The organism is Streptomyces sp. NPDC041784 (assembly GCF_055591025.1).
In genome coordinates this window covers 18,733-44,990 of sequence record NZ_JBVJAB010000035.1, presented here as the reverse complement: position 1 = coordinate 44,990, position 26,258 = coordinate 18,733, and the positions used below count along the sequence as shown (strand labels likewise).

Sequence of the window (26,258 nt, the reverse complement as noted above, 5' to 3'; positions counted from 1 at the left end):
AACCCTCACCGATGCAGCAGAGACAAAACCAGGAAGCGAACACCCCCCCCCCCCCCCCCCCCCCCCAACCCCCCTCCCCCCCCCCCCCCCCCCCCCCCCCCCCCCCCCCCACGCCGCGCCGGCCTTCACCTGCCTTTCGTGCCGTTCGGCGGGTGTGCCGGGGTTTACTTCTTCGGGTTCTTCAGACCGAGGTTGACGAAGTCGTACTGACCGCTGTAGCCGTCGGTCGTGTAGACGTTCGCCAGGTTGTCCGAGCGCCAGTTGATGAACCGCTCGAAGACGAAGGGCAGGTAGTACGCGCCCTCCATCACCTTGTGGTTGATCTCCGTGGAGATCTTGGTCTTGCCGGCGTCGTCCAGGGTGGTGACGTACTGGTCGAACAGACCGTCGATGGTCTTGTCCTTGATGAGCGCGTAGTTGTTGTTACCGCTCTCCGAGATGTACTTGCTGCTCCACAGCGGCAGACCGAAGCCCTGGACGGACGGGAAGTCCGGACCCCAGCCCATGATGATGATGCCGTAGCCCTTCTTCTTCACGTTCGAGGGGCTGCCGATGATGCCGGCGGTCTGCGAGCCGTCGTACTGGTCGATCTCGGCGGTGATGCCGACCTTCTTCAGCGACGCCTGGAGCGACTGGGCGGTGGCCACCTCGACCGGCTTGTTGTTGCGGACCGCGATGGTGGTCTTGAAGCCGTTCGGCTGACCGCAGGCCTTCAGGGCCTCCTTGGCCTTGGCCTCGTTGCCGCTCTTGTTGGCACCGGAGATCTCGTACGGGTCGTACTTCTGGCCCTCGGCGCCCGGGACGGACGGCGGCAGCATGTTGGTGCCGATGTCGCCACCGGCGACCGGGCCACCGCGCGCCGTCTGCAGCGAGACGTGGTCGGCGCCGTAGATCACGGCCTTGCGGCACTCGATGTTGTCGAACGGCGCGACGCTCTGCGGGAAGACCGCGTACCGGACGTAACCCGTGACCGGGTTGTCCAGGTTGCCCTTGTGCTCCTTCAGGGCGGTGGTGCGGCCCTGCGGCGACATACCGGTCTGGTTGAGGTCCAGGTCCAGGTCACCGTTGAGCAGACGCTGGTCGAGCTGGTTGGCGTCCGAGAAGAACTGGATCGTGATCTTGTCCGGGTAGGCCTTGCGGATCGGGTCCGAGGCCTGGTCCCACTTGTCGTTGCGGACCAGGGTGAGGTCCTTGCCCGGGGCGTAGGACTCGAACTTGTACGGGCCGGACGAGAACGGCTTCAGGCCGTACTTGGACTTGGTGTCCATGTCCTGGCGGACCGGGGAGGCCGAGACGAGCGCCAGCATCTCCTCGAAGTCCGAGTTGGCCTGCGGGAGCTTGAAGACGATGGTCTTCTCGTCCGGCGTCTCGATGGCCTTCAGACCGAGCTTGTCCTTGGAGGTGTCCTTGTACGGACCCTTGTACGCGCCCTTGGGGTCGAGCACGTCCTTCAGGTACGTCGGACCGCCGGCCAGCACGTCCTGCGCCCACACGCGCTCGATGCCGTACTTCACGTCCTGGGACGTGATCGGCTTGCCGTCCTCCCACGTGATGCCGTCACGCAGGGTGTACGTGTAGGTCTTGCCGTCGTCCGTGACCTTGGCGGTCGAGGTCGCGAGGTCCGGGGTGATCTCCGCACCGGCCGCGCCCGGCTCCGTCTTGTTCGTGACGAGCTGACGGCTGTAGTAGCGCGCGAAGTTCCACATCATGCCGTAGTAACCACGCGTGGTGTCCCACGAGTCGGCGTCCTGAGCGGCACCGAACTTCAGCGTGCCGCCCTTCTTGGCGAGGGACGCCTGGGCGACCTTGTTGTTCGCGGCGTCGAAGCCGGCGGCACCGGTGCTGGAACCCTTGCCGCTGTCGTCGTCGCTGCCGCCGCCGCACGCCGCCGTGGTCAGCAGCGCGGCGACCGCGGCGGCAGCGGCAAATGCCTGCTTCCGCCGCCCTGAGGTGCGTTCGGTAGTCACGATCTCGGATCCTCCGGATTTGATGAGAGCCCCCGTGTCAGTGCCACGGGACATTTGTGGGGCGGCCGCGGTGCGGCGGTTCAACGGGACGCCTTCGGGTCGAGCGCGTCCCGGACGCCGTCGCCGAAGAGGTTGAACGCCAGCACGGTGATGAAGATCGCCACGCCCGGGACCACCATGAACATGGGGTCGGACTCGTAGTAGTCGATGGCGCTCGAGAGCATCTGCCCCCACGAGGCGGTGGGCGGCTTGACGCCCACGCCCAGGAAGCTGAGTGCGGCCTCGGTGAGGATGTTGGTGGGGATCATCATCGTCGTGTACACGACGATCGGGGCGACCAGGTTGGGCAGCAGTTCCTTGAAGAGGATGTACAGCCGGCCCGCGCCCAGCGACCGGGCGGCCTCGACGTACTCGCGCTCACGCAGCGACAGCGTCTGGCCGCGCACCACGCGGCCGATGTAGGGCCAGCCGAAGAAGCCGATGACCACGATCATCAGGAAGACGCGCACGCTCGATCCGGTCAGGCCGAGCATGTTGTTCGGCATGACGGAGACCAGCGCGATGATGAACAGCAGCTGCGGGAAGGCGAGCAGACCGTCCATGATCCGGCTGATGAGCGAGTCGACCCAGCCGCCGAAGAAGCCGGCGAGGATGCCCAGGATCGTTCCGAGGATCACGGCGACGACGGCGGACAGGAAGCCGACCAGCAGCGAGATCCGGGCCCCGTAGAGGATGCGGGCGAGGATGTCGCGGCCGTTGACCGGCTCGACGCCCAGCAGGTGGTCGCCGCTCATGCCGCCCAGGGAACCCGTCGGGGTGCCGAACAGCGGGTCGATGAGGTTCTCGTGATACTCGTTCGGGTCCTGCCCGAGCAGGCCCGTGATGACCGGGGCGAACAGCGCGACCAGGACGAGGAAGAGCACGACGATGCCGCCCGTCAGGGCGAGCTTGTCCCGCTTGAGGCGCTCCCAGGCGATCCGGCCCAGGGAACGGCCCTGGACGGCCTTGGCGCCGCCGGTGGCGACCGCCGCTTCGTCGGCCGCGCTCGGGGCCGCTTCCGCGGTCGGCTCGTGCAATGGTGCCGTCATCTGGCAGGGACCCCTCTCAACCGGCGGTAGCCGGCCCGCACTTGCCGCTGTAGCGGCTGATCCGTCCGTCGTACACAGGGACGAAGTCCCCTGGAGCGGGAGTCTTCAACGCTTTGGCGATCTGTAGCCAGACTTGGCAGTGAATGGATGCGTAAACGTGATCCGGGTAGGTGGGTTCCGTTATCCGGACGGCGGGTAACGTCCGTCGGACGCCCACCAATTGGGGACAGATCATACGAGAATCGGACTAATGGGTCTCATCTACGCGCGCAGACCCCATGAGGAGCCTGTGCGCGGGTGGCATGAAGCGAAAAAACCGGGCCGGCCGCCCAAGGGCGCGCCGGGGTCCGGGAGGTCAGTAACGGCCGGTGGGCGGGTAGCCGTAGCCGCCCGCCGCGGGGGCCTGGGCCGGGGCGGCGGGGGCGTGCGCCTCACGGTCGTAGAACGGCCGGGCGCCGGCCCGCATCCACATCACCACGGGGTCGTACTCGTCGGTCATGGCGACCGTCGACACCGGCAGTCCGTCCGGCACCGCACCGATGGACTGCTGCATCATCGCCCGTACGGCGTCCACGGCCGGCGGCGAGGAGTCGTACACGTCGAGGCCGATGGCCAGGTAGGGCGCGCCCAGGGCCGGCTGCACCCAGGCGCGGCGCAGGGCGCGGACGGCCGGGGTACGGTGGGCGTTCTGCGCGAGCAGGGCGTAGAACTGCGGGATCTCGATGCCGGGTTCGGAGAGTCTCAGCGGTCCGGCGGGCTGGCGGTCCAGGCCGGTCGCGATACGGCGCAGATCCAGCCAGGGAATGCCGACGCCGCCGCCGGGAGCGTGCGGGTTGAGCCAGAGGCCGTAGTGGTCGGGGTAGAGCGTGCGGGCCACGTCGATTCCGTCGACCACCTCGTACGAGCGGTTCCAGCCGCTCGCCGAGAGCTCCTGGGCGGAGGTGACGCAGGGGGCGTAGCCGTGGCCGTCCACCTCCATGTTCCCGTACTGGGCGTCCGGGGAGCCCGACTGACCGTGCCACAGGAGCATCCAGACCTGGCCGGAGGCGGGGGTGGCGAGGGCGCGCAGGAGCGCCTCGTAGGCGTCGTAGCGCCCGGGCGTGACCTGGCGCAGCATGTGCTCGACCTGTCCGGCCGCGATGCCGCTGGCGCTCACCTGTACCGCCCCTTCTTTTTTGAGTTGCCCCGCGTATGAGAACAGCTTAAGCGCCCAGGAGCCCGGCACCTGTTGTGCGTGCGCGGGTGCCGGTGCGTCGTGGCTCGTCGGGCGGCCGCCCGCGCGCCTCGGGTGGTGCCCCTAGCGCTGGTAGAAGGGGCGGACCTGCTCCTTCATCCACTCCCCCACCGGGTCCTGCGCCACGTCCAGGAGGATCAGGTTGACGGGCCACCGGACCGGGGTGCGGCCCATGGCGCGCCCGAGGGCGTCCAGGGGGAGTTCGCGGACGTCGGCGTCCAGGTGGGAGAGCTCGACGCCGACGAACATCACCGGGTCGGCGGTCTCGATCGCGGCCAGGCAGCGGCGGGCCGTGCGGACCACGCCCGTGGCGTCGAACTCGGCCGAGGCCGCGGCGAGGAAGTCCACCGGGTCGTCCTGCCAGTCGGGCTCGAAGAGGCGGACGCGGCCGCCGCTCGCGGGGCCGTCCAGCGGGGTGCGGCCGGCCCGGCACAGCTCGGCGACGGCGGGCGGCGGCAGCGGGACGCCGACCACGCCCTCCGGGTTCACGAACATGCCGACCTGCGGGGGCAGCCCGCGCGCGAACTCCACGGCCGGGGCGATCGTGTACGACATGTGCGCGCCCGCGACCTGACGGAGCTGCTCCTCGGAGCTGAACACGGGCACGTAGGCCTGGCCCTCCAGCTCGATGGCGGGCAGGTCGAGCGGGACGCTGTCGGGCCCGCCGCCGGCGGGCAGCGGGACCCAGACGAAGCTGCGGCCGAGCACCTCCACGATGCGCCCGCCGGCACCGGGGACGCCGAGGGAGGCGGAGAGCACCTCCTCCAGTTCGTTGCCGGGCCATCCGCCGTGCGGGTGGGGGTGTGCCTGTGCCGGGAATGCCGTCGGGAAGTCCGCCGGTGGGAAGTCCATCTACCTACCGCCTGCTGGGAACCACTGGTCTGGCTGAAAGGCTAACGGGTACAAGGGGCACTTTCCCCGGCCCGACGAAAGCGGAGGGGAAGCCTCGGAGGCCCGCCGACGCCCCCGGGAGCCGCCCGGCCCCTCGGCTCAGCCGGTGAAGCCGATCCGGCGCAGGGTGTTCGCCGCGTCGCGGTCGAGGAGGATCGCCGCGCCGACGCCGGCGGGCAGCCGGCCGCGCTCCACCGAGCGCAGCAGCCGGGCGGCCGCCGTGCGGTGGCGCAGGAACGCGTACCGCGAGACACCGCGGCCGCGCTCGCGCTGGCCCTCCAGCGCCGCGCCCGGGGTGACGTCGAGGAGGAGCAGGTGCAGGGTGCCGCCGCGGCGGCGGGCCTCGCGGGCCAGCCAGTCGCGCACCCAGGCCTGCGTACCGCAGTCGTGGACGACGACGCCCTCGCCGGTGCGCAGGGCGCGGCGCAGTCCGGCGTAGTGGGCGAGACGGACCAGGGGGCGGTAGAGGGCGTAGGGCAGGAAGCGGGGCGCGCGGGCGTCCCAGCGGTCGCGGGTGTCCTGGGAGTCGATGCGCAGGCCGGTGACCGCGCGCTTCATGAGCGTGGACTTGCCACTGCCGGGCAGGCCGGTGACCACCACCAGGTCGTGGGGGCCGAACAGCAGGCCGTGCGGGCTGCGGCCGGAGCGGTCGCGCAGATCGCGGACGACGGGGGCGGGCCGCGCCCGGGACGCCACCCTGGCCGGGGCCGCCGGCTGCGCGGGCAGCGCGAGCGCCGAGGTGGTCGCGAATGCCCTGGTCCTCGCCGAGGTCCTGTTCACCGTGATCGTCCTTCCCCTGGGGTCAGGTAAGTCTTCTCCCCATCGAACGTAAAGAGAAGGTAATCCGTGATGTCTCGCGTTTTCGTGCGCGTACCGCCACAAGCCGGTTACAGATGCGGCCTGCCGCGACCGGGGGGTGCCGTGCAATGATGTCCGCGCCAACTGCATACCGGCCGTTTGAATCCGCGCGGGAGAGTTCCCAGCAGCAGCCTTTCGCTGGGGCGCCGAAGGAGCAAGTCCCTCCCTTGAATCTCTCAGGCACCGTTACCGCGCGGGCGAGGCACATCTGAAAAGCGGGCCACCGTCGCCGGTGGTCCCACCCAAGGTGCAAACCATGACCCGTTTCCGCGCGCAGCGGGCGGTCATGGCGAACCTCTCAGGTTCCGATGACAGATGGGGAGGAACGACCTCGCCTGTCATGCCTTGGGAGACGACCGACCGTGAGCAGTACGCAAGAACTCCGTCACACCGCGCTCGATGCCCTGCATCGCTCGCTCGGCGCGACGATGACCGACTTCGCCGGCTGGGACATGCCCCTGCGCTACGGCTCCGAACGCGACGAGCACACCGCCGTGCGCACGCGGGCCGGGCTCTTCGACCTGTCGCACATGGGCGAGATCACCGTCACCGGCCCGCAGGCCGCGGCCCTGCTCGACCACGCCCTGGTGGGCAACATCGGGGGCGTGCGGCCCGGCCGGGCCCGCTACACCATGATCTGCCGGGCCGACGGCGGCATCCTCGACGACCTGATCGTCTACCGGCTCGCCGAGACCGAGTACATGGTGGTCGCCAACGCCTCCAACGCCCAGACCGTGCTGGACGCGCTGGTGGAGCGGGCGGCCGGCTTCGACGCCGAGGTGCGCGACGACCGCGACGCGTACGCCCTGATCGCCGTCCAGGGGCCCGAGTCCCCGGGGATCGTCAAGGCCCTCACCGACGCCGATCTCGACGGTCTGAAGTACTACGCGGGCCTGCCGGGCACGGTCGCCGGCGTCCCCGCGCTGATCGCGCGCACCGGCTACACCGGCGAGGACGGCTTCGAGCTGTTCGTGAAGCCGGAGCACGCCGTGCGGCTGTGGGAGGCGCTGACCGAGGCCGGCGCGGGCGTCGGGCTGGTCCCGTGCGGTCTGTCCTGCCGGGACACCCTGCGCCTGGAGGCGGGCATGCCGCTGTACGGGCATGAGCTGTCGACCGCGCTGACCCCCTTCGACGCGGGCCTCGGGCGCGTGGTGAAGTTCGAGAAGGAGGGCGACTTCGTCGGCCGCGAGGCCCTCCTGGAGGCCGCCGAGCGGGCCGCCGCGAAGCCGCCGCGTGTCCTGGTCGGCCTGGTCGCCGAGGGCCGCCGGGTCCCGCGGGCCGGGTTCGCGGTCGTCGCGGGCGGCGAGGTGATCGGCGAGGTCACCTCCGGCGCGCCCTCCCCGACGCTGGGCAAGCCGATCGCCATGGCCTACGTCGACGCCGCGCACGCCGCGCCGGGCACCCCGGGCGTCGGCGTGGACATCCGGGGCAGCCACGAGCCGTACGAGGTCGTGGCGCTGCCCTTCTACCAGCGCCAGAAGTAGCCACCGCGCGCCGCGCGCAGGTGACACTGCGCACATTTACGCTGCTCACGCACGTTTCCAGCAGTCCCCCATTCACCAGCACTCCCCCGCGTACAGGAGAATTCAGGCCATGAGCAACCCCCAGCAGCTGCGCTACAGCAAGGAGCACGAGTGGCTGTCGGTCGCCGAGGACGGCGTCTCGACGGTCGGCATCACGGAACACGCGGCCAACGCGCTCGGCGACGTGGTCTTCGTCCAGCTCCCGGAGGTCGGTGCCTCGGTGACCGCGGGCGAGTCCTGCGGTGAGCTGGAGTCGACCAAGTCGGTCAGCGAGCTGTACTCGCCGGTCGACGGCGAGATCGTCGAGGTCAACCAGGACGTCGCCGACGACCCGTCGCTGGTGAACTCCGCCCCCTTCGAGGGCGGGTGGCTGTTCAAGGTACGCGCGACGGGCGAGCAGGAGGAACTGCTGTCCGCCGACGAGTACACCGCCTACACCGCCGGCTGAGGAGTCGTAGACGCATGTCCGTCCTGAACACGCCCCTGCACGAGCTCGACCCGGAGATCGCCGCCGCGGTCGACGCCGAGCTGAACCGCCAGCAGTCCACGCTCGAGATGATCGCGTCGGAGAACTTCGCTCCGCTCGCGGTCATGGAGGCGCAGGGCTCGGTCCTGACCAACAAGTACGCCGAGGGCTACCCGGGCCGCCGCTACTACGGCGGCTGCGAGCACGTCGACGTGGCCGAGCAGATCGCGATCGACCGGATCAAGGAGCTGTTCGGCGCCGAGTACGCCAACGTCCAGCCGCACTCGGGCGCCTCCGCCAACCAGGCCGCCCTGTTCGCGCTGGCCCAGCCCGGGGACACCATCCTGGGCCTGGACCTGGCGCACGGCGGCCACCTGACCCACGGGATGCGGCTGAACTTCTCTGGCAAGCAGTTCGACGTGGTGGCCTACCACGTGGACGCCGAGACCGGTCTGGTCGACATGGCCGAGCTGGAGCGGCTCGCCAAGGAGCACCGCCCGAAGGTGATCATCGCGGGCTGGTCGGCGTACCCGCGCGAGCTGGACTTCGCGGAGTTCCGCCGGATCGCCGACGAGGTCGAGGCGTACCTGTGGGTCGACATGGCGCACTTCGCGGGCCTGGTCGCGGCCGGTCTGCACGCCAACCCGGTGCCGTACGCGGACGTGGTCACCTCGACCACCCACAAGACGCTGGGCGGCCCGCGCGGCGGCATCATCCTGGCGAAGAAGGAGTTCGCGAAGAAGCTGAACTCCTCCGTCTTCCCGGGCTTCCAGGGCGGTCCGCTGGAGCACGTGATCGCGGCGAAGGCGGTCTCCTTCAAGGTCGCGGCCTCGGAGGACTTCAAGGAGCGCCAGCGCCGTACGGTCGACGGCGCGCGGATCCTCGCCGAGCGGCTGACGGCGGCGGACGCCCGTGAGGCCGGGATCAACGTCCTGTCCGGCGGCACGGACGTGCACCTGATCCTGGTCGACCTGCGCGACTCCGAGCTGGACGGCCAGCAGGCCGAGGACCGTCTCCACGAGGTCGGCATCACGGTCAACCGCAACGCGGTCCCGAACGACCCGCGCCCCCCGATGGTCACCTCGGGTCTGCGGATCGGCACGCCCGCCCTGGCCACCCGCGGCTTCACGGCCGAGGACTTCGCCGAGGTCGCGGACGTGATCGCCGAGGCGCTCAAGGCGCCCTCCCCCTTCACGGGGGCGGACGCGCAGGCCCTGAAGGCCCGGGTCGAGGCCCTGGCCGGCAAGCACCCGCTGTACCCCGGTCTGAACAAGTAGTTCCTTTTCGCCGGACGCCCCGCACACTCGGTAGAGGTACGGGTGGGCGGGGCACCCGGCGAGAACCCTTCTGCACCACCCCTGCCCTGAGGAGTACCCGTGGCCATCTCGGTCTTCGACCTGTTCTCGATCGGCATCGGCCCGTCCAGCTCCCACACGGTCGGCCCGATGCGCGCGGCGCGCCTGTTCGCCCTGCGGCTGCGCAACGAGGACCTGCTGCCCGCCGTCGCCTCGGTCCGCTCCGAGCTGTACGGCTCCCTGGGCGCCACCGGCCACGGCCACGGCACGCCGAAGGCGGTCCTGCTCGGTCTGGAGGGAGCCTCGCCGCGCACGGTGGACGTGGAGACCGCGGACGAGCGGGTGGAGCGGATCAAGGAGTCGGGCCGGCTGAACCTGCTCGGCGAGCGGGAGATCCCGTTCTCCTTCGACGACGACCTGGTCCTGCACCGCCGCAAGGCGCTCCCGTACCACGCGAACGGCATGACGCTGTGGGCGTACGACGCCTCCGGCGCGGAGCTGCTGTCGAAGACGTACTACTCGGTCGGCGGCGGATTCGTGGTCGACGAGGACGCCGTGGGCGCGGACCGCATCAAGCTCGACGACACGGTCCTGAAGTACCCCTTCCGCACGGGCGACGAGCTGCTGCGCCTGACGAAGGAGACGGGCCTGTCGATCTCCTCGCTCATGCTGGAGAACGAGCGCGCCTGGCGCACGGAGGAGGAGATCCGCGAGGGTCTGCTCGACATCTGGGGGGTGATGCGGGCCTGTGTCTCCCGGGGCATGTCCCGCGAGGGCATCCTGCCGGGCGGCCTGCGCGTGCGCCGCCGCGCGGCGATGACGGCCCGTCAGCTCCGCGCCGAGGGCGACCCGCTGGCGCACGCCATGGAGTGGATCACCCTCTACGCGATGGCGGTGAACGAGGAGAACGCGGCGGGCGGCCGGGTCGTCACCGCCCCCACGAACGGCGCGGCCGGCATCATCCCCGCCGTCCTCCACTACTACGTCAACTTCGTCCCCGGCGCGGACGAGGACGGCGTCGTCCGCTTCCTGCTCGCCGCCGGCGCGATCGGCATGCTCTTCAAGGAGAACGCCTCCATCTCCGGCGCCGAGGTCGGCTGTCAGGGCGAGGTCGGCTCCGCCTGCTCGATGGCGGCGGGAGCGCTGGCCGAGGTCCTGGGCGGCAGCCCGGAGCAGGTCGAGAACGCCGCCGAGATCGGCATGGAACACAACCTCGGCCTCACCTGCGACCCCGTCGGCGGCCTCGTCCAGATCCCCTGCATCGAACGCAACGGCATGGCCGCGGTCAAGGCCGTCACCGCCGCCCGCATGGCCATGCGCGGCGACGGCTCCCACAAGGTGTCCCTCGACAAGGTCATCAAGACCATGAAGGACACCGGCGCGGACATGAGCGTCAAGTACAAGGAGACGGCGCGGGGCGGGCTTGCGGTGAACATCATCGAGTGCTGAGGGAGTCCGCACACTCCTTGCTCAGGCGGGCTGTTCGAAGTGGATGGCGCGGATGAAGCAGTCCCGTGGCTGGGACACGGCGAACAGCACACAGTCGACGAGGGAGTGCGCGGTCAGCGGGTCGCCCGTCTCGCGCGGGGTGTTCTCCCAGTCGGGGGAGAGCGGGTCGGGGTTCTCGAAGTCCGGCGGGTACAGGGAGATGACCCGCACCCCTTCGGGGCGCAGCCGCTTGGAGAGGATGTCCGCGAATCCGGCCTGGGCGCTCTTGGCGGCGTAGAAGGCCGAGTGGGCGTCGGACCGATGGTGGCCCGGGACGCCGGCGGTGGAGATCATGTTGACCACGTCCGGCTGTCGCGAGGCACGCAGCAGCGGAAGGAAGTTCTTCACCATCAGGACCGTCCCGGCGGCGCCCGAGGCCAGGGTGTCCACCACCTCGTCGTCGGTGGCCGACAGCAGATCGGTGCCGGCCAGCCAGCGGGCTCCGTTGTTGACCAGGATGTCGACATGGCCGGTCACGGCCGCGACGTCCTTGGCGAAGGCCTGTACGGAAGCGGGGTCGGACAGGTCACAGGCGAACGTGCGCACCTGGTCGTGGCCCAGGGCACGGATCTCGTCGGCCACCTGCCGGGCGGCGTCCACCGACCGCGCGGAGAGGAAGACCTCGGCTCCGCACTGCGCGAAGCGGATGGCGAGGGTTCGCCCGAAGTCCCTGGACGCTCCGGTGATGAGTACTTTTCGGCCGTCGAGGCGGGGAAGGGGCCGGGGTGCGGGGCTGCTCTCTGCCTTGCTCATGGGTCGGGGCGCCTATCGGGTCGAAGGGGTCCAGAGAGAGGGGGCGCCCGGCGGAAGACCCGTCGGACGCCCCCTCCTCCTCGCACTACTTGTTCAGGTAGCCCCAGAACTCCTCGAACGAGAGGACCTTGTCCCCGTTCAGGTCGCGGGACTTGATGAGGGCCTCGGCGACCGACTCGGTCACGTTCCAGTCGCCCTCCTGCGCCAGGGCGGTCTTGAACTCGGCGGCGGTGATGAAGCCGTCCCCGTCCGTGTCGATGCGCTGGAACTGCTTGCGTGCTTCTTCGATGTCGGCCACCGATCCGCCCCTTTTTTCGTTGCTAGCCATGCTTGCCGTCGTACTGACGCAGGTCAGATTAACCGCCCGCGCGAGTCTCCAGCGCGGCGACCACCCAGGCGAACTCCTCCCGGTGGGCCGCCGCGGGCCCATGGCCGTTCACGATCACCAGCAACTCCCGGTAGCGGGCGACCTGGTTGTTCGTGTGGGAGGTGAGACGTTCGAGGACCGCGGCCGGATCGGCGTCCCCGAGCAGCTCCCGCAGCACCTCCCCCGCCTCCGGGGAGTCGGGGGCGATCCCCCGCTCGCGCGCCTGCGCCGCCAGCTGCACCATCCGCCGGGCGAACCACATCGACGCCCCGGCCGGCACGTCCGGCCCCCGGTCCGCCGCGTTGAACTCGGCCGCCTTGCGCATCTGCGCCCGGAACTCCGGGTCCTGGAGCAGCTCGGCCAGCTCCACCCAGGCGTCCACCTGCTCGGGCGTCGGATCGTCCGGCAGGTCCACGACGGTGGACCGCATCCGCTCCCGGATCACCGGGTCCGCCGTCTGAAGCCCGTGGAACATCTCGTCCACGAACTCCTCCAGGATCCGCCCCCGCTCGGCCGCCGACAGCCGGGCCAGCTTGTTCATCAAGGTCATCTCCTCCGCACTCGCACCGCGTCGCGCCACGGACGACAGCACCGCACGGGTCACCTTCAGCGACCGGATCTGCGCGTCCAGCGCGGACACGTGCGCCGCCGCGACCTCCGCCACCGACCGCTCCCCCGCCAGCACCCGGCGCACATCGGCCAGGCCGAGGCCCAGCTCGCGCAGGGTTCGGATCAGTTCCAGGCGGGCGGCCGATTCGGCGTCGTAGAGCCGGTAGCCCCCGGTGGAACGGGCCACCGGGGTCAGGACGCCCTCGTCGGACCAGTAGCGGATGGTGCGCACGGTCAGTCCGGTGGCGCGGGCCAGCTCGCCGATGGTGAGAAGTCCGGTGCCGTCGTCGATCATGTGTGTGAGTCTGGGCCTTCCAGTGGGTGGAGACTCAAGGGCGCGGAGGGGCTACGGGGTGGAGACCTTGCGGGACATTCTCGACGCGGCAGCAAGAGGTGTCCTCCCACCGGCGGACGGCCGGACGACGGTGGTGCCGCAGATGTCGCCCCGGGACGCCGGTGTCCTCGCCTTCACCGCACACTCGGTCGTCTTCACGGACGAGGATCCGGCGTGGGTGTACGAGGTGCTGGGCGGTGTCGACTGCGATCCGCTGTCCGCGACGATGAACCCGCGGTTCCTGGCCGAACTGCTGGAACGCACGGGGCGGACGGCCGAGACGATCGACGCGATGCTGGTGGCCGCCCCGCTGCCGGGCCGGCCGCCGGTGGCGCTGACGGAGATCGAGGACCACGGCCATCCCCGGATCCGCTACGCGCGCCGCCGACGCGACGACGTGCGGGCATGGTCGGCGGACGGCGGGGTGCTGGTGACGGGGCGCGGGATCGGCGGGCGGCTGGAGGTCTCGGTCGAGGTCGACGAGACGGTACGGCACCGGGGGCTCGGGCGGCTGCTGGTGGCCGCCGCGCGCCACCTCGCCACGGAGCCGGTATGGGCCCAGATCGCCCCGGGGAACGCCCGCAGCGTGCGGGCGTTCCAGGCGGCGGGGTACGTCCCCGTGGGGGCGGAGATCCTGCTGACGGCCGGCGCCGAACAGGTCTAGCGGAAGATGCCGGTGTGGCCGAGGGAGTAGCGGCCGGGCTGGGGGTAGACGGCGAGGCCGTGCGGGCCGCTGCCGACGGGGATGCGGGCGAGCTGCTGGCCGGTGCGGGTGTCGATGGCGTACACCTCGGCGTCGTAGCGCCCGGACAGCCACAGGACCTTGCCGTCCGCCGAGACGCCGCCCATGTCGGGGCTGCCGCCGTCGGGCAGGTGCCACTTCTTGGTGACCTTGTCCTCGGCGAAGTCGAAGATGGAGACGGAGCCCTCACCGCGGTTGGAGACGTACATCTCGCGGGAGTCGCGGCTGACGTACAGCCCGTGGCAGCCCTTGCCGGTGGGCAGCAGGGTCGGCTTGCCGAACGTGTCGCCGTCGATCACCCACATCCCGTCGGCCATCATGTCGGCGATGTAGAACCGCTTGCCGTCCGGCGAGACCTTCACGTCCTGCGGCATGGCACCCTCGAAGGGCAGTTTCTGCTGTCCGACGACCTTCATCCGCTCGGTGTCGACCTTCAGCAGCTCGCCGCTGAACTCGCAGGAGACGATGAAGTAGCGGCCGTCGCGGGAGAAGTCGGCGTGGTTGACCCCGTAGCAGGTGACGGGTTCGGTCTTGACGCGCTTCATGGTGTGCGGGTCGCGGAAGACGAGTTCGCGGTCCAGGGAGGCCATGACGATCGCGTACTTGCCGTTGGGCGTGAAGTAGAGGTTGTACGGGTCGTGCACCTCGACCTCCTTCCCCGCCCTGCCGGTCTTGGGGTCGACGGGGGTGAGGGTGTGCCCGCGGTTGTTGTTGACCCAGAGCGTCTTCAGGTCCCAGGAGGGCACGACGTGCTGCGGCTGGTGGCCCACGTGGAGCGTCTCGACGACCTTGTAGGTCTTCGGGTCGATGACGGAGACGGTGTCGGACTCGGTGTTGGGCACGTAGACCCGGGACGGGAAGTCCTTGACCACCGGGGAAAGCCGGTTCGGACGGTCGGCGGCGTAGACGTCCTTGGGGTCGAGGAGCGGCGGCATGCCGGGCAGCCCCTGGACGGCCGTCTTCTTCGGCTTGTGCGCCGGCGCGGGGGCGGCGGCCTTGGTGGGCTGGTGGGCGTCGTCGCCGGACTCGCTGCCGCAGGCGGCGAGGGCGGTGACGACGGTGAGGGCGGTCCCGGTGAGCAGGGCGCGCTCGAGGAGTGTGCGCTTGACGAGTGTGCGCTTCACGAGTGTGGGGTGCATCAGCTGAGCAGCTCCGTGGTGGTGACCGCGCGCAGTCCGCGGCGGTGCAGTTCGTCCAGGACGGCGGGGAGCGCGGCGACCGTGTCCGCGTACCCGAAGTGCAGGCTCACGACGGACCCCCCTCGGACCTCGCCGAGGACGGCGCGGGCGACGGCGGGCGCGCCGGGCGAGGTGAAGTCGAGGGAGTCGACGTCGTAGGAGAGGACGTGGGGATAGCCGGCCCGGCGAGCCAGGGTCTCGACGAGGGGGGAGGCGCGTGCGGCACGGGAGGGGCGGAACCAGGTGCCGACGGACCCGGTGAGCCGCTTCAGGCGGGCGGCGCACTCGTCGATCTCCCGGGCCGCCTCCGCCTCGGACATGGCGTTGATGTCGAGGTGGCGGTGGGTGTGGTTGCCGAGGTCGTGGCCGCCGTCGAGGATCCGACGGGCCATGTCCGGGTGTTCGTCGAGCCAGGTACCGACGGCGAGCACGGTGACCCGGGCCCCGTGCCGCTCGGCCTCGCCGAGCAGCGCGCGGGCGGTGGCCGGATCCCCGTGCCCGTGGAACGTGAGGGCGACCCGGGGGCGGGTGCGGGGGCCGTGGGTGAGCTGCACCGGCTGCCCGGGGAAGCGGCGGGGGGACGGGGCGGGACGGGGAGGTGGTGGTGAGGGCGGCGGGGTCGGGCGCGTGGCGTCGGGCGCGGGGTGTGCGACGGCGCCGGTGGTGGCGCACCCCGCGGCGAACGCGCCCGTGGCGGCGAGTCCGGCGGCCGTACGCAGGGCCGTCCGGCGGTCAGTCGTGGTCACCCGCACCATTTAAGGCGGGTTGTGGAGTAAATCGGGCGATTGGTCCGATCGGCGGCCGGTTGGCGTGCCCCGACGGACCGCAAACGGCGAACCGCGGACGGCGGACGGCGGACGGCAAGGCGAGCCCCGAACCTCGAACGGCGAACCCCGAACCGCTACCGGTCCGCCACCCGCATCTCGAACCACGTCGTCTTCCCGCGCGGCAGCAGGTCCACGCCCCAGCGGTCGGAGAGCTTGTCGACGAGGAAGAGGCCGCGGCCGCTGATGTCCATCTCCTGCACCGGCATCAGACAGGGCAGCCCGCGGGACGGATCGCGGACCTCGATGCGGATCCAGCCGCGCCTCCGGCGCATCCGGAGGCCGAACACCCGGGCCCCGGTGTGCCGTACGGCGTTGCCGACGAGTTCGGAGACGAGGAGCACCGCGTCCTCGGCCATCCGGGGGCTGAGGCCCCAGTGACGCAGGACGACGACCTGGGTGAGCCGGCGGGCCGTGGCGGCGGACTCGGGCCGGGACGGCAGCGGAACCTCGCCCTCCGTCGGATTGCCGAACAATTCCAGCGCCTTGAGTGCCCGTTCGTCCTCGACCGCAGGCGACCACCGCGCCGCGGCCACGCGCCCGTGCCCCCGCGGCTGTTCGACACCCTCCAGCCCCGCCATGCCCCCATCATGGCCGCCTGGCGCCTCCTCCGGGGCCGTTCCGGGGGAATACGCCCCCCGCACGCCCCCGTTCCACACGATCCGATCGGCATATGCCAGAGGCCGTTCGGAGCCGTACGGAACCCCACCGACCTGCGGTGAAGACTCGCCCGAGGACAGTCGACGGGATCCCTCGACAAGGCAGGCTTAAGGGCGCCTTAAGGTTCCCATAAACCGCCCCTTCGAGGGACCCGGATCAGACACCTTGTCAATTGCAAGTGATTCCGGCCGGATTCACAGAGACGTGCCTCACAGGAACTTGGCCTTGCCCGGGCCCTCCTCCACGAAGCTGCGCATGCCGATCTCCCGGTCGGCGGTCGCGAACAGACCCGCGAACCAGTTCCGTTCGACCGCGAGGCCGGTGTCGATGTCCGTCTCCAGACCCGTGTCGATCGACTCCTTCGCGGCCCGCAGCGCGAGCGCCGGGCCCTGGGCCAGCTTCGCGGCCCAGGCGTGCGCCTGCGTGTACACCTCGTCGGCGGGTACCACCCGGTCCACCAGGCCGAGGGTCAGCGCCTCGTCCGCCTTGACCATCCGGCCGGTGAAGATGAGGTCCTTCGCCTTGGAGGGGCCCACCAGCCGGGCCAGGCGCTGGGTGCCGCCCGCGCCGGGGATCAGGCCGAGCAGGATCTCCGGCTGGCCGAGCTTGGTGTTCTCGCCCGCGATCCGGAAGTCCGCGCACAGCGCCAGCTCGCAGCCGCCGCCCAGCGCGTACCCCGTCACGGCCGCGACGACCGGCTTGGGGATCCGGGCGACGGCCGTGAAGGCGTCCTGGAGGGCACGGGCGCGCAGGACCATCGCCGTGTGGTCCATGGCCTGCATCTCCTTGATGTCCGCGCCGGCCGCGAACACCTTCTCCCCGCCGTACACGACGACGGCCCGTACGTCGTCACGACGGGCCGCCTCCTCGGCCACTTCCTTCAGCCGGTCCTGGGTGGCGATGTCCAGGGCGTTCATCGGCGGGCGGTCGAGACGGATCGTGCCGACGCCCTCGGCGACTTCGAGATTCACGGTCATGGCAGCAGGTTAACCATGACTAACGACAACGGGCCCGGTGCCGTGGGTCACAGCACCGGGCCCGCCTCAGAGCGGCGGAACTACTTCGTCCACTCCGCCCACGACAGGTTCCAGCCGTTGAGGCCGTTGGCGGGGTCGACCACCGGGTCGGTGGAGTTCTTCACGACCACCACGTCACCGACCATCGACTGGTTGAAGAACCACGCGGCCGGCACGGAGCTGTCATAGCCGCCGCGCACGTCCCGCAGGCCGATGCAGCCGTGGCTGGCGTTGTAGTTGCCGAAGGCGCCGCCGCCCCAGTAGTTGCCGTGCACGAAGGTGCCGGAGTTGGTCAGGCGCATGGCGTGCGGGACGTCCTTGATGTCGTACTCGCCGTCGTAGCCGACGGTGTCGCCGTTCATCCGGGTCACCGTGAACTTCTCGCTGATGACCATCGCGCCGTTCCAGGTGGCGTAGCCGGGCTTGCCGGTGGTGACCGGGATGGTCTTGACGACCTTGCCCTCGCGCATGACCTTCATGGTTTGCTTCTTGGCGTCCACGACGGACACCTGGTCACGGCCGATGGTGAAGGAGACGGTCTTGGCCTGCTTGCCGTAGACGCCCTTGCGGCCCTCGACGCCGTCGAGGTTCAGCTTCACCGTGACCTTGGTACCGGCCTTCCAGTACTTCTCGGGCCGGAAGTCGAGGCGGTCGTTGCCGAACCAGTGACCCTGGACGTCGACGGCCGGCACGGTCGTGATCTTGATGGCCTTCTCGACGTCCTCCGGCTTGGTGATGCCGCGCGTGAAGCGGACCGAGAACGGCATGCCGACGCCGACGGTGGAGCCGTCCTCGGGCGTGAAGTTGCCGGTGAAGGTGTTCTGCGGGCTCAGGGTGGTGAAGGACGAGTCCTCGGCGGCCGTGCGGCCCTCGGAGTCCTTCGCCACCGCGTGCACCTGGTACTCGGTCGACGCGGCCAGGTGCGTGGCGGGCGTCCAGCCGCTGCCGTCGGCCGAGATCGTGCCGTCGATCTTCGTGCCGTCGTCGTCCTTGACGGTCACCTCGGTCAGCTTGCCCTTGTCGGCGCTGACCTTGAGGGTGCCGCTGGTGTTCACGTCCTTGGCGCCGGCCTTCGGCGCGATGGTCACGACCGCCACCGACTGCTTGCTCTCGGCAGCGGAGCTGCCCTTGCCGTCCTTGTCCTTCGCATCGGACCCGGAGTCCGAGCCCCCGCCTCCGCCGCAGGCCGTGACGGCCAGCAGCGCACCGCCGACGATCACCGCCCACCGCTTGTTGCGGCCGCGTGAGCGTCCACCCGCCGACGCCCCCGATATCGGTCGCACGTTCAAGTCCTTCTCCCCTCGCAAGGCCTGGTCAGGCCCCCACCCCAGCGCATCCCGCGCGATCACTGGCGCATATTAACCGCACGGTTTTGAGCTTCGTGTCAGGTCAATGTCACCGTTCCGTCGCAACTTGGACCATCGAGCGGTGGGATGGTTGCACCGGGGGGCGAAGGTCAGCCGATCGCGCTGCCCTCCGTCCACTCCTGCCAGCCCATGTTCCAGCCGCCGAGCCCGTTGTCGGGGGCGACTTCCTTGTCCTTGCTGCGGACGACCTCGATCACGTCCCCGACGAGCGAGCGGTCGAAGAACCAGCCCGCGGGCGTGTCCGAGCCGCCGCCCTTCACGTCCCTGAGCCCCACGCAGCCGTGACTGATGTTGACCCGCCCGAAGGCGCCGTCCGCCCAGTAGTTGCCGTGCAGGAAGGTGCCGGATTCGGTGAGCCGCATGGCGTGCGGCACGTCCGGGACGTCGTACTCGGCCTTGCCGTTCTTCTTCGTGAAGCCGACCGTGGCGCCGTTCATCCGGGTCAGCTCGAGCATCTCGGTGACAACCATCTTGCCGTTGTACGTCGTCGTCTTCGGGGCCCCGGCCGTGATGGGGACGGTGGCGATCAGCTCGCCGTCGCGCCGCACCTTCATCGTGTGCCGGGCCACGTCGACGACGGAGACCTGGCTGCGGCCGACGGTGAAGGTGAACGTCTTGTCCTGGAGGCCGTAGACGCCGGGCGCGGCCTCGACGTCGCGCAGCCGCAGCGCGACGGTGACCCGGGTGCCGGGCTTCCAGTAGCGCCGGGGGCGGAAGTCGAGACGGCCGGCGCCGAACCAGTGCGGCCGGACCTCGACGGCCGGGTCGGCGGTGACATGGATGGCGCGTTCCACGGCCGCCCGGTTCTCGATCTCCCGGTTGAACTCCAGGGAGACGATCATCCCGGTGCCGACGGTGGCGCGGTTCTCCGGGGCGACGTACCCGATGAAGCGCTCCTCGGGGACGTACGTGGTGAAGGTGGTGTGGCGGGCGGAGCGGTCTCCGTCGCCGTCGAGGGCCACGGCGTCGACGGTGTAGCGGGCGGCGAGGGCGAGCGTGTCGTCGTCGGGCCGCCAGGACAGTCCGTCGGCGGAGATCCGGCCGGGCACCCTCGTCTCCTGGGCGTCCTGGGAGCGGACGACCCGCACCGACTCCAGCCGCCCGTCCGGCACCCGGACCCGCAGCCCACTCCCCGGGCGGACGCCCTTCGCGCCGTCGTCCGGGGTGACCCGGATGACGTCCTCGGCGGCCGGAGCCTTGCCCAGCATCCGGTCGAGCCCGCCGCCGCCCTCCCCGGTGCAGCCGGACGCCCCGGCCAGCAGTCCTGCCCAAGTCACTACGGCGGCCACTGCGACCCTCGCGCGCCGTGCGCGCCCATGTACGTGCCTCACGGGGTGCCCAACGACCGGGCACGCTCCGGGGAAACGTGAGTGCGAGGCACGCTCTGGGCAGAACAGGGGGGAGGACGACGCGACGGGAGCAGTGGCCGGGACGCCGTATGCCCTTTGCCCACGTCGTTCCACGAGCCGCGGGAGGCTGAACGGTGTCCAGCGCAGCCGAGCAGGAGGCGGTGGCGAAGGGGCGCGTCGCGCCCGCCGCCGTCGTGAACGGTGCGTCGCACAGGACGCCCGGCGTGCCCGTGTGGCCGGGTGCGCCCATGCCGCTCGGCGCCCGGTTCCGGGCCGGTCCGGACGGGGTGGCGGGGACCAACTTCGCGCTGTGGGCGGGCGGGGCGGAGGCGGTCGAGCTGTGCCTGTTCGACGCGTCGGGGAAGGAGACCCGGGCCCGGCTCACCGAGCTGACCCACGAGATCTGGCACGGCTTCGTGCCGGGGGTCATGCCGGGCCAGCGCTACGGCTACCGGGTGCACGGCCGCTGGGACCCGTGGACCGGCGGCCGCTGGAACCCGGCGAAGCTGCTCCTCGACCCGTACGCCCGCGCGGTGGACGGCGAGTTCACGCTGCCGCCGGAGGTGTACGGGCATGTGCGCGACTGGCCCCAGCAGCAGGTCGCGGACACCGTGCGCGACGAACGCGACTCGGCGCCGTACGTCCCGAAGGGCGTCGTCGTCCATGATGACGACGACTGGGCCGACGACCGCCGGCCGAAGACGCCGTGGGCGGACTCGGTGATCTACGAGGTGCACGTCAAGGGCTTCACCCAACGCCACCCGGGGATCCCGGAGGAGCTGCGCGGCACCTACGCCGGACTGGCGCATCCGGCGGCGGTCGAGCACCTGGTGAAGCTGGGGGTGACGGCGGTGGAGCTGTTGCCGGTCCACCAGTTCGCGCACGAGGACCATCTGCTGCGCCGCGGCCTGCGGAACTACTGGGGCTACAACTCCATCGGCTATTTCGCCCCGCACGCCGGCTACGCCTCCGGCGGTACCCGGGGCGAGCAGGTCGGCGAGTTCAAGCGGATGGTGCGGGCGCTGCACGCGGCGGGCATCGAGGTCATCCTCGACGTGGTCTACAACCACACGGCGGAGGCGGGCGAGCTGGGGCCGACGCTGTCCCTGAAGGGCATCGACAACCGGGGCTACTACCGGCTCCAGTCGGACGCCCGGCGGTACGCGGACTACACGGGCTGCGGGAACACCCTGCACGTGGTGCAGCCGCACGTGCTGCGGCTGATCACGGACTCGCTGCGCTACTGGGTGACCGAGATGGGCGTGGACGGCTTCCGCTTCGACCTGGCCGCCGCCCTGGCCCGCTCCATGCACGACGTGGACATGCTGTCGCCGTTCCTCGCGGTGATCGCGCAGGATCCGGTGCTGCGGCGGGTGAAGCTGATCGCCGAGCCCTGGGACGTGGGCTCGGGCGGCTACCAGGTGGGTGCCTTCCCGCCCCTGTGGACGGAGTGGAACGACCGCTACCGCAACGCCGTGCGGGACTTCTGGCGGGGCGCGCTGCCGGACGTCCGGGAGATGGGCTACCGGCTGTCGGGCTCCAGCGACCTGTACGCCTGGGGCGGGCGGCGGCCGTACGCGTCGGTGAACTTCGTGACCGCGCACGACGGTTTCACCCTGCGCGACCTGGTGTCGTACGAGCGCAAGCACAACGAGGCGAACGGCGAGGGCAACCGGGACGGCACGGACGACAACCGCGCCTGGAACGGCGGGGCGGAGGGCGAGACGGACGACGAGCGGGTACGGGCCCTGCGGCGCCGGCAGCTGCGCAACCTGCTGACCACCCTGCTGCTGTCGACGGGCGTGCCGATGCTGGTCGCGGGCGACGAGATGGGCCGCACCCAAGGGGGCAACAACAACGCGTACTGCCAGGACAACGAGATCGGCTGGGTGGACTGGGAGCTGCTCGCGGATCCGGGCTGGCAGGCCCTGTTCGACCTCACGGCCCGGCTGATCGCGCTGCGCCACCGCCACCCGGTGCTGCGCCGGCGCGCGTTCTTCTCCGGCCGCGCGCACTCCGCGGACGGGCTGCGCGACCTGGCGTGGTTCACGGCACGGGGCACGGAGATGACGGAGGGGGACTGGTACGCGCCCGCCGCCACGCTCGGCATGTACCTCTCCGGCCGGGACATCCCGGGCCGGGACGAGCGGGGCGCGCCGATCACCGACGACAGCTTCCTCGCCGTCCTGCACGCCGGCGACCGCCCGGTGAGCTTCGTCCTGCCGGGCCCGCCGTGGGCGGAGCGCTACGAGGTGGTCGTGGACACCTCCCACGAGGACCAGGCGGCCCCGCCCGCGGTCCGGCACCGGGCGGGCTCGGCGGTGACGGTGCCGGCCCGGGCGGTGCTGCTGCTGCGGGTGGTGGAGTAGCTCCGGCTGAATCACCTGAAGGAGTGACGAGGGGGGACGACCGGTCGAACGCGCAGGTCGTAGGACCAAGGCCCGAGGGAGGCCCGGCCGAAACTCGGTGGGCGATGTCAGTGGCGATCCGTAGGCTCGCTGCTGATGTCCACGACTCCTGTAACCACCAAGGACCGGTCCGCGGTGCGGACGTTGCTGCGTCTGTGGCCGTATGTGCGGCCGGTGCGGGCGCGCCTGTTCACCGCCGCGTTCGTCGCGGTCGTCGCCTCATGTACGGGGCTGGTGATCCCGCTCGTCCTGAAGTGGATGGTGGACGGGCCGGTCGCCGACGGGGACACGGCGGGCGTCTGGCTCGGCGCGCTGTACCTGCTGCTGCTCGGGTTCGTGGAGGCGGGGCTGTTCGGGCTGCGGCGGTGGCTGGTGGCGCGGCCGCTGTCGCATGTCGAGGCGGAGATGCGGGCGGGACTGTACCGGCATCTCCAGCGGCTCCCGGTGGCCTTCCACGACCGCTGGGCCTCGGGGCAGCTGCTGTCCCGGGGGACGACGGATCTGATGCTGGTGCGCATGTTCCTCGCCTTTCCGCTGACGTTCCTGCTGGTCAACGGCGTCACGATCGTCGTCGGCGTGATCATCATGCTGCTCCAGGACTTCACGCTCGGCCTGGTGATCCTCGGGCCGGCCGTGCCGGTGATGGTGATGTGCGTGGTCTTCGAGCACCGGTACGCGGTCGTGGCCCGGCGCGCGCAGGACCAGGTCGGCGATCTGACGACGGTCGTCGAGGAGAGCGTGCTCGGGATCAGGATCATCAAGGGCTTCGGCCGGCACCGCAGCCAGGCCCGCGCCTTCCGCGAACTGTCGGCCACGCTGCGCGGCACCGAGCTGCGCAAGGCGCGGCTGCTCGCGACCATCTGGGCCGTGATCGTGACGCTGCCGGAGGTGGCGATCGGCGCGGCCCTGGTACTGGGCGCGGTGCAGGTGGCGGACGGCGAGCTGTCCGCGGGCACGCTGGTCGCGTTCCTGTCGACGGCCCTCGCGCTGCGCTGGCCGGTGGACTCGATCGGCTTCCTGCTCGCGATGAGCCAGGAGGCGGCCACGGCGACCGAGCGGTACTTCGAGGTGATGGACGAGCGGCCGGAGGAGGAGACGCCCGCGCCCTCGCTCGCGCCCTCGCCCTCGCCCACGGGCGCCGCGCGGGACGGCGACGGGCTCCGCTTCGACGGCGTCGTCTTCCGTTACCCGGACGCCGATCCCGGCTCCCCGCCCACCCTCGACCGCGTCGACCTGCACATCCGGCCCGGCGAGTCCATGGCCCTGGTCGGGGCCACCGGCAGCGGGAAGACCACGCTCACCGCGCTCGTGCCCCGGCTGCACGAGGCGACCGCCGGGCGGATCACGCTCGACGGCGAGGACATCACCGCGATGTCGCGCGCCGAGCTGCGGGCGAGAGTCGCCGTCGCCTTCGAGGAGCCGACCCTGTTCTCCGCGAGCGTCGGGGAGAACGTGCTGATGGGCGCGGACGACACGGCGGGCGCCGCCGAGCTGGAGCGGGCCCTCGAGGTCGCGCAGGCCGGCTTCGCGCACCAGCTGCCGCAGGGCACCTCGACGCAGGTCGGCGAACAGGGGCTCAGTCTCTCCGGCGGCCAGCGGCAGCGGCTCGCACTGGCCCGGGCGGTCGTCGGACGGCCGCCCTTCCTCGTGCTCGACGACCCGCTCTCCGCGCTGGACGTCCACACGGAGGCCGCCGTGGAGGCCGCGCTGCGCCAGGTCCTCGTCGGCACCACCGCGCTGATCGTCGCCCACCGCCCGTCGACCGTGCTGCTGGCGGACCGGGTCGCCCTGCTCTCCGGCGGCCGGATCACCGCCGTCGGCACTCATCAGGAACTGCTGCGCGGCAACACCGAGTACGCCCACCTCATGTCCGGAACCGGCCGCCAGGAGGACGACCGATGACCGCCCCCACCGCCTCCTCCCCCACCACCCCCACCACCCCCACCACCCCCACGACCGACGACGAGCCGGACGACCTGCGCCCGCGGGCCGCCGAGGACCCCTTCGACCACGACGTCCTGCCCACCCCGCCGGGTGCCACGGGCGCGCTGCTGCGCTCCCTGCTCGCCCCCATGAGGGCGCGGGTGGCGCTGACCACCCTTCTGCTGCTGCTCCAGCAGGCGGCCGTGCAGGCGGGCCCGCTGCTGGTGGCGTACGCGATCGACCGGGCCGTACCGGCGTTCCGCGCCGACGACCACGGGCCGCTGATCGCGGTGGGAGTCGGCTATCTGCTGTGCGCGCTGGTCTCCGGCGGCCTCCAGTACGCGTTCCTGCTCGCGGCCGCCCGCGTCAACCAGGACGTGCTGCTCGATCTGCGCGGCCGGATCTTCCGGCACGCGCAGGCGCTGAGCGTCGACTTCCACGAGCGCTACACCTCGGGCCGGCTCATCTCCCGCTCCACCACGGACGTGGAGTCCCTGCGCGAGCTGCTCAACGAGGGTCTCCAGGAGCTGGTGACCGTCGTCCTGTCGTTCCTCTACATCTCGGCGATGCTGCTCTGGCTGGACCTGGGCCTGGGCGCCGTCGCGGTGGCCTCCTTCGTGCCGCTGTACCTGCTGGTGCGGTCCTACCGGCGGCGCGCCGCGCGGGTGTTCACGGCGCGCTCCACGGCGATCGCGGCCGTGATCGTGAAGTTCGTGGAGACGATGAACGGCATCCGCCCGGTGCGCGCCTTCCGCCGGGAGGCCGTCAACGACGCCGACTTCGGGGTGCTGAACCGGCGGCACGAGCGCACCAACGGCGACGCGCTCCTGGAGATGGCCCGGTACGTGGTCGGCTCCCGGCTGGTCGCCAACACGGCGGTCGCGGCGATCGTGCTGTGGGGCGCCCACCGGGTCACGGACGGCACCCTGGAGCTGGGTGTGCTGGCGGCCGCCGTGCTGTACCTGCGGCGGCTGTACGACCCGATCGACCGGCTCGGCATGTTCCTCAACTCCTACCAGTCGGCGGCCGCCTCCCTGGAGAAGATCGCCGGGCTGCTCGCGCAGACGCCGTCCGTGCCGGAGCCGTCCGTGCCCAGGGAACTGCCCGCGCTGCCGGGCGAACTCCCCGGCCGCGAGGTCGTGTTCGACGGGGTCTCCTTCGGCTACCGCACCGGCGGCGAGGTGCTCCCCCGCTTCGACCTCACCCTGCCGGCCGGGCAGACCGTCGCCGTCGTCGGCTCGACCGGCGCGGGCAAGTCGACGCTGGCCAAGCTGCTCGCCCGGTTCTACGACCCGACGCGGGGCCGGGTGCTGCTCGACGGCGTCGACCTGCGCGAGCTGTCGGTGCCCGAGCTGCGGCGCGGGGTGGTGATGGTGACGCAGGAGGCGTTCCTGTTCTCCGGGACGGTCGCCGAGAACATCGCCATCGGGCGGCCGGAGGCCACCCGGGAGGAGATCGAGCGGGCGGCGAAGGCGATCGGCGCGCACGAGTTCATCAGCGCCCTGCCCGACGGCTACGACACGGACGTCCGCAAGCGCGGCGGCCGTATCTCCGCCGGGCAGCGGCAACTCGTCGCGTTCGCCCGGGCGTTGCTGGCCGATCCGGCGGTGCTGATCCTGGACGAGGCGACCAGCTCGCTGGACGTGCCCGGGGAGCGTGCCGTGCAGGCGGCGATGGCGACGGTGCTGAAGGGCCGTACGGCGGTGGTGATCGCGCACCGGCTGTCGACGGTGGAGATCGCCGACCGGGTGCTGGTCATGGAGCGGGGCCGGATCGTCGAGGACGGCCCTCCGGCCGACCTCATCGCCGGCACCGGCCGGTTCGCGGATCTGCACCGGGCCTGGCGGGACAGTCTGGCCTGACGATCCGGGGTGTAGGTTCCGCATTCTGATGGACACTGTCCATGCGACATGGACAG

At 71.1% G+C, this 26,258-nt stretch carries 22 protein-coding genes and 2 riboswitches; of the genes, 8 read left to right on the top strand and 14 right to left on the bottom strand.

Going from position 1 to position 26,258, the window contains the following annotated elements; translation table 11 throughout:
• Nucleotides 1-164: 164 nt before the first annotated feature.
• The 5 genes from ACZ6D7_RS40835 to ACZ6D7_RS40815 all read right to left on the bottom strand — a co-directional run bounded on the left by ACZ6D7_RS40835 (nt 165) and on the right by ACZ6D7_RS40815 (nt 5,966).
• Nucleotides 165-1,967, bottom strand: coding sequence for an ABC transporter substrate-binding protein (locus ACZ6D7_RS40835; RefSeq protein ID WP_469502160.1), 1,803 nt, complete (start codon nt 1,965-1,967; stop codon nt 165-167).
• 80 nt (nt 1,968-2,047) lie between these two features.
• Complete coding sequence (locus tag ACZ6D7_RS40830; protein ID WP_469502158.1) at nt 2,048-3,055, bottom strand: ABC transporter permease; 1,008 nt, start codon at nt 3,053-3,055, stop codon at nt 2,048-2,050.
• A gap of 355 nt (nt 3,056-3,410) precedes the next feature.
• The gene (locus tag ACZ6D7_RS40825) at nt 3,411-4,211 is read right to left on the bottom strand and encodes an enhanced serine sensitivity protein SseB C-terminal domain-containing protein (RefSeq protein ID WP_469502156.1); all 801 of its coding nucleotides are present in this window, start codon (nt 4,209-4,211) and stop codon (nt 3,411-3,413) included.
• Between the two features lie 141 nt (nt 4,212-4,352).
• A complete protein-coding gene (locus tag ACZ6D7_RS40820) occupies nt 4,353-5,141 on the bottom strand; it encodes an enhanced serine sensitivity protein SseB (protein WP_469502151.1) in 789 nt (262 codons plus the stop codon).
• A gap of 138 nt (nt 5,142-5,279) precedes the next feature.
• Nucleotides 5,280-5,966 carry an AAA family ATPase gene (locus ACZ6D7_RS40815; RefSeq protein WP_469502243.1) on the bottom strand — a complete coding sequence of 229 codons (687 nt, stop codon included), beginning with the start codon at nt 5,964-5,966 and terminating at the stop codon, nt 5,280-5,282.
• A gap of 172 nt (nt 5,967-6,138) precedes the next feature.
• A riboswitch (glycine riboswitch) is annotated at nt 6,139-6,240 on the top strand.
• Nucleotides 6,241-6,363, top strand: a riboswitch (glycine riboswitch).
• Between the two features lie 37 nt (nt 6,364-6,400).
• Between ACZ6D7_RS40815 and gcvT the strand changes: the two genes are divergently transcribed.
• From gcvT to ACZ6D7_RS40795, 4 genes are all read left to right on the top strand, one after another.
• Complete coding sequence (gcvT, locus tag ACZ6D7_RS40810) at nt 6,401-7,522, top strand: glycine cleavage system aminomethyltransferase GcvT (protein WP_469502149.1); 1,122 nt, start codon at nt 6,401-6,403, stop codon at nt 7,520-7,522.
• A gap of 109 nt (nt 7,523-7,631) precedes the next feature.
• Nucleotides 7,632-8,009 carry a glycine cleavage system protein GcvH gene (gcvH, locus tag ACZ6D7_RS40805; RefSeq protein WP_469502146.1) on the top strand — a complete coding sequence of 126 codons (378 nt, stop codon included), beginning with the start codon at nt 7,632-7,634 and terminating at the stop codon, nt 8,007-8,009.
• Between the two features lie 14 nt (nt 8,010-8,023).
• Complete coding sequence (gene glyA, locus ACZ6D7_RS40800; RefSeq protein ID WP_469502144.1) at nt 8,024-9,304, top strand: serine hydroxymethyltransferase; 1,281 nt, start codon at nt 8,024-8,026, stop codon at nt 9,302-9,304.
• 99 nt (nt 9,305-9,403) lie between these two features.
• Nucleotides 9,404-10,771, top strand: coding sequence for an L-serine ammonia-lyase (locus tag ACZ6D7_RS40795; protein ID WP_469502141.1), 1,368 nt, complete (start codon nt 9,404-9,406; stop codon nt 10,769-10,771).
• A gap of 21 nt (nt 10,772-10,792) precedes the next feature.
• Here the strand turns inward: ACZ6D7_RS40795 and ACZ6D7_RS40790 are convergent, their stop codons facing one another.
• The 3 genes from ACZ6D7_RS40790 to ACZ6D7_RS40780 form a co-directional block, all read right to left on the bottom strand.
• A complete protein-coding gene (locus ACZ6D7_RS40790) occupies nt 10,793-11,563 on the bottom strand; it encodes an SDR family oxidoreductase (RefSeq protein WP_469502138.1) in 771 nt (256 codons plus the stop codon).
• An 85-nt stretch (nt 11,564-11,648) separates the two neighbouring features.
• Nucleotides 11,649-11,861 carry an EF-hand domain-containing protein gene (locus tag ACZ6D7_RS40785; protein WP_469502240.1) on the bottom strand — a complete coding sequence of 71 codons (213 nt, stop codon included), beginning with the start codon at nt 11,859-11,861 and terminating at the stop codon, nt 11,649-11,651.
• Between the two features lie 58 nt (nt 11,862-11,919).
• On the bottom strand, nt 11,920-12,834 hold the full coding sequence (locus tag ACZ6D7_RS40780) for a helix-turn-helix domain-containing protein (protein ID WP_469502135.1): 915 nt from the start codon (nt 12,832-12,834) through the stop codon (nt 11,920-11,922).
• 58 nt (nt 12,835-12,892) lie between these two features.
• Between ACZ6D7_RS40780 and ACZ6D7_RS40775 the strand changes: the two genes are divergently transcribed.
• A complete protein-coding gene (locus ACZ6D7_RS40775) occupies nt 12,893-13,537 on the top strand; it encodes a GNAT family N-acetyltransferase (protein ID WP_469502132.1) in 645 nt (214 codons plus the stop codon).
• Here the strand turns inward: ACZ6D7_RS40775 and ACZ6D7_RS40770 are convergent.
• From ACZ6D7_RS40770 to ACZ6D7_RS40745, 6 genes are all read right to left on the bottom strand, one after another.
• The gene (locus ACZ6D7_RS40770) at nt 13,534-14,754 is read right to left on the bottom strand and encodes a YncE family protein (RefSeq protein WP_469502129.1); all 1,221 of its coding nucleotides are present in this window, start codon (nt 14,752-14,754) and stop codon (nt 13,534-13,536) included. The genes ACZ6D7_RS40775 and ACZ6D7_RS40770 overlap by 4 nt on opposite strands.
• Nucleotides 14,754-15,548: a polysaccharide deacetylase family protein gene (locus ACZ6D7_RS40765; protein WP_469502127.1), complete on the bottom strand. Its 795-nt coding sequence runs from the start codon at nt 15,546-15,548 to the stop codon at nt 14,754-14,756. The genes ACZ6D7_RS40770 and ACZ6D7_RS40765 overlap by 1 nt, the downstream gene beginning before the upstream one ends.
• A 146-nt stretch (nt 15,549-15,694) precedes the next feature.
• Nucleotides 15,695-16,198, bottom strand: a complete 504-nt coding sequence (locus ACZ6D7_RS40760) for an ATP-binding protein (RefSeq protein WP_469502124.1) — start codon at nt 16,196-16,198, stop codon at nt 15,695-15,697.
• A 288-nt stretch (nt 16,199-16,486) separates the two neighbouring features.
• On the bottom strand, nt 16,487-17,254 hold the full coding sequence (locus ACZ6D7_RS40755; protein ID WP_469502121.1) for an enoyl-CoA hydratase/isomerase family protein: 768 nt from the start codon (nt 17,252-17,254) through the stop codon (nt 16,487-16,489).
• An 80-nt stretch (nt 17,255-17,334) separates the two neighbouring features.
• Nucleotides 17,335-18,582, bottom strand: coding sequence for a L,D-transpeptidase (locus ACZ6D7_RS40750; RefSeq protein ID WP_469502118.1), 1,248 nt, complete (start codon nt 18,580-18,582; stop codon nt 17,335-17,337).
• Nucleotides 18,583-18,749: 167 nt separating this feature from the next.
• A complete protein-coding gene (locus ACZ6D7_RS40745) occupies nt 18,750-19,991 on the bottom strand; it encodes a L,D-transpeptidase (RefSeq protein ID WP_469502115.1) in 1,242 nt (413 codons plus the stop codon).
• 152 nt (nt 19,992-20,143) lie between these two features.
• Between ACZ6D7_RS40745 and glgX the strand changes: the two genes are divergently transcribed.
• The 3 genes from glgX to ACZ6D7_RS40730 all read left to right on the top strand — a co-directional run bounded on the left by glgX (nt 20,144) and on the right by ACZ6D7_RS40730 (nt 26,202).
• A complete protein-coding gene (gene glgX / locus ACZ6D7_RS40740; RefSeq protein ID WP_469502113.1) occupies nt 20,144-22,378 on the top strand; it encodes a glycogen debranching protein GlgX in 2,235 nt (744 codons plus the stop codon).
• Between the two features lie 135 nt (nt 22,379-22,513).
• Entirely contained in the window at nt 22,514-24,319 is a 1,806-nt protein-coding gene (locus ACZ6D7_RS40735; RefSeq protein WP_469502111.1) for an ABC transporter ATP-binding protein, read from the top strand.
• A complete protein-coding gene (locus ACZ6D7_RS40730; RefSeq protein WP_469502108.1) occupies nt 24,316-26,202 on the top strand; it encodes an ABC transporter ATP-binding protein in 1,887 nt (628 codons plus the stop codon). Before ACZ6D7_RS40735 ends, ACZ6D7_RS40730 begins: the two co-directional genes overlap by 4 nt.
• Nucleotides 26,203-26,258 lie beyond the last annotated feature (56 nt).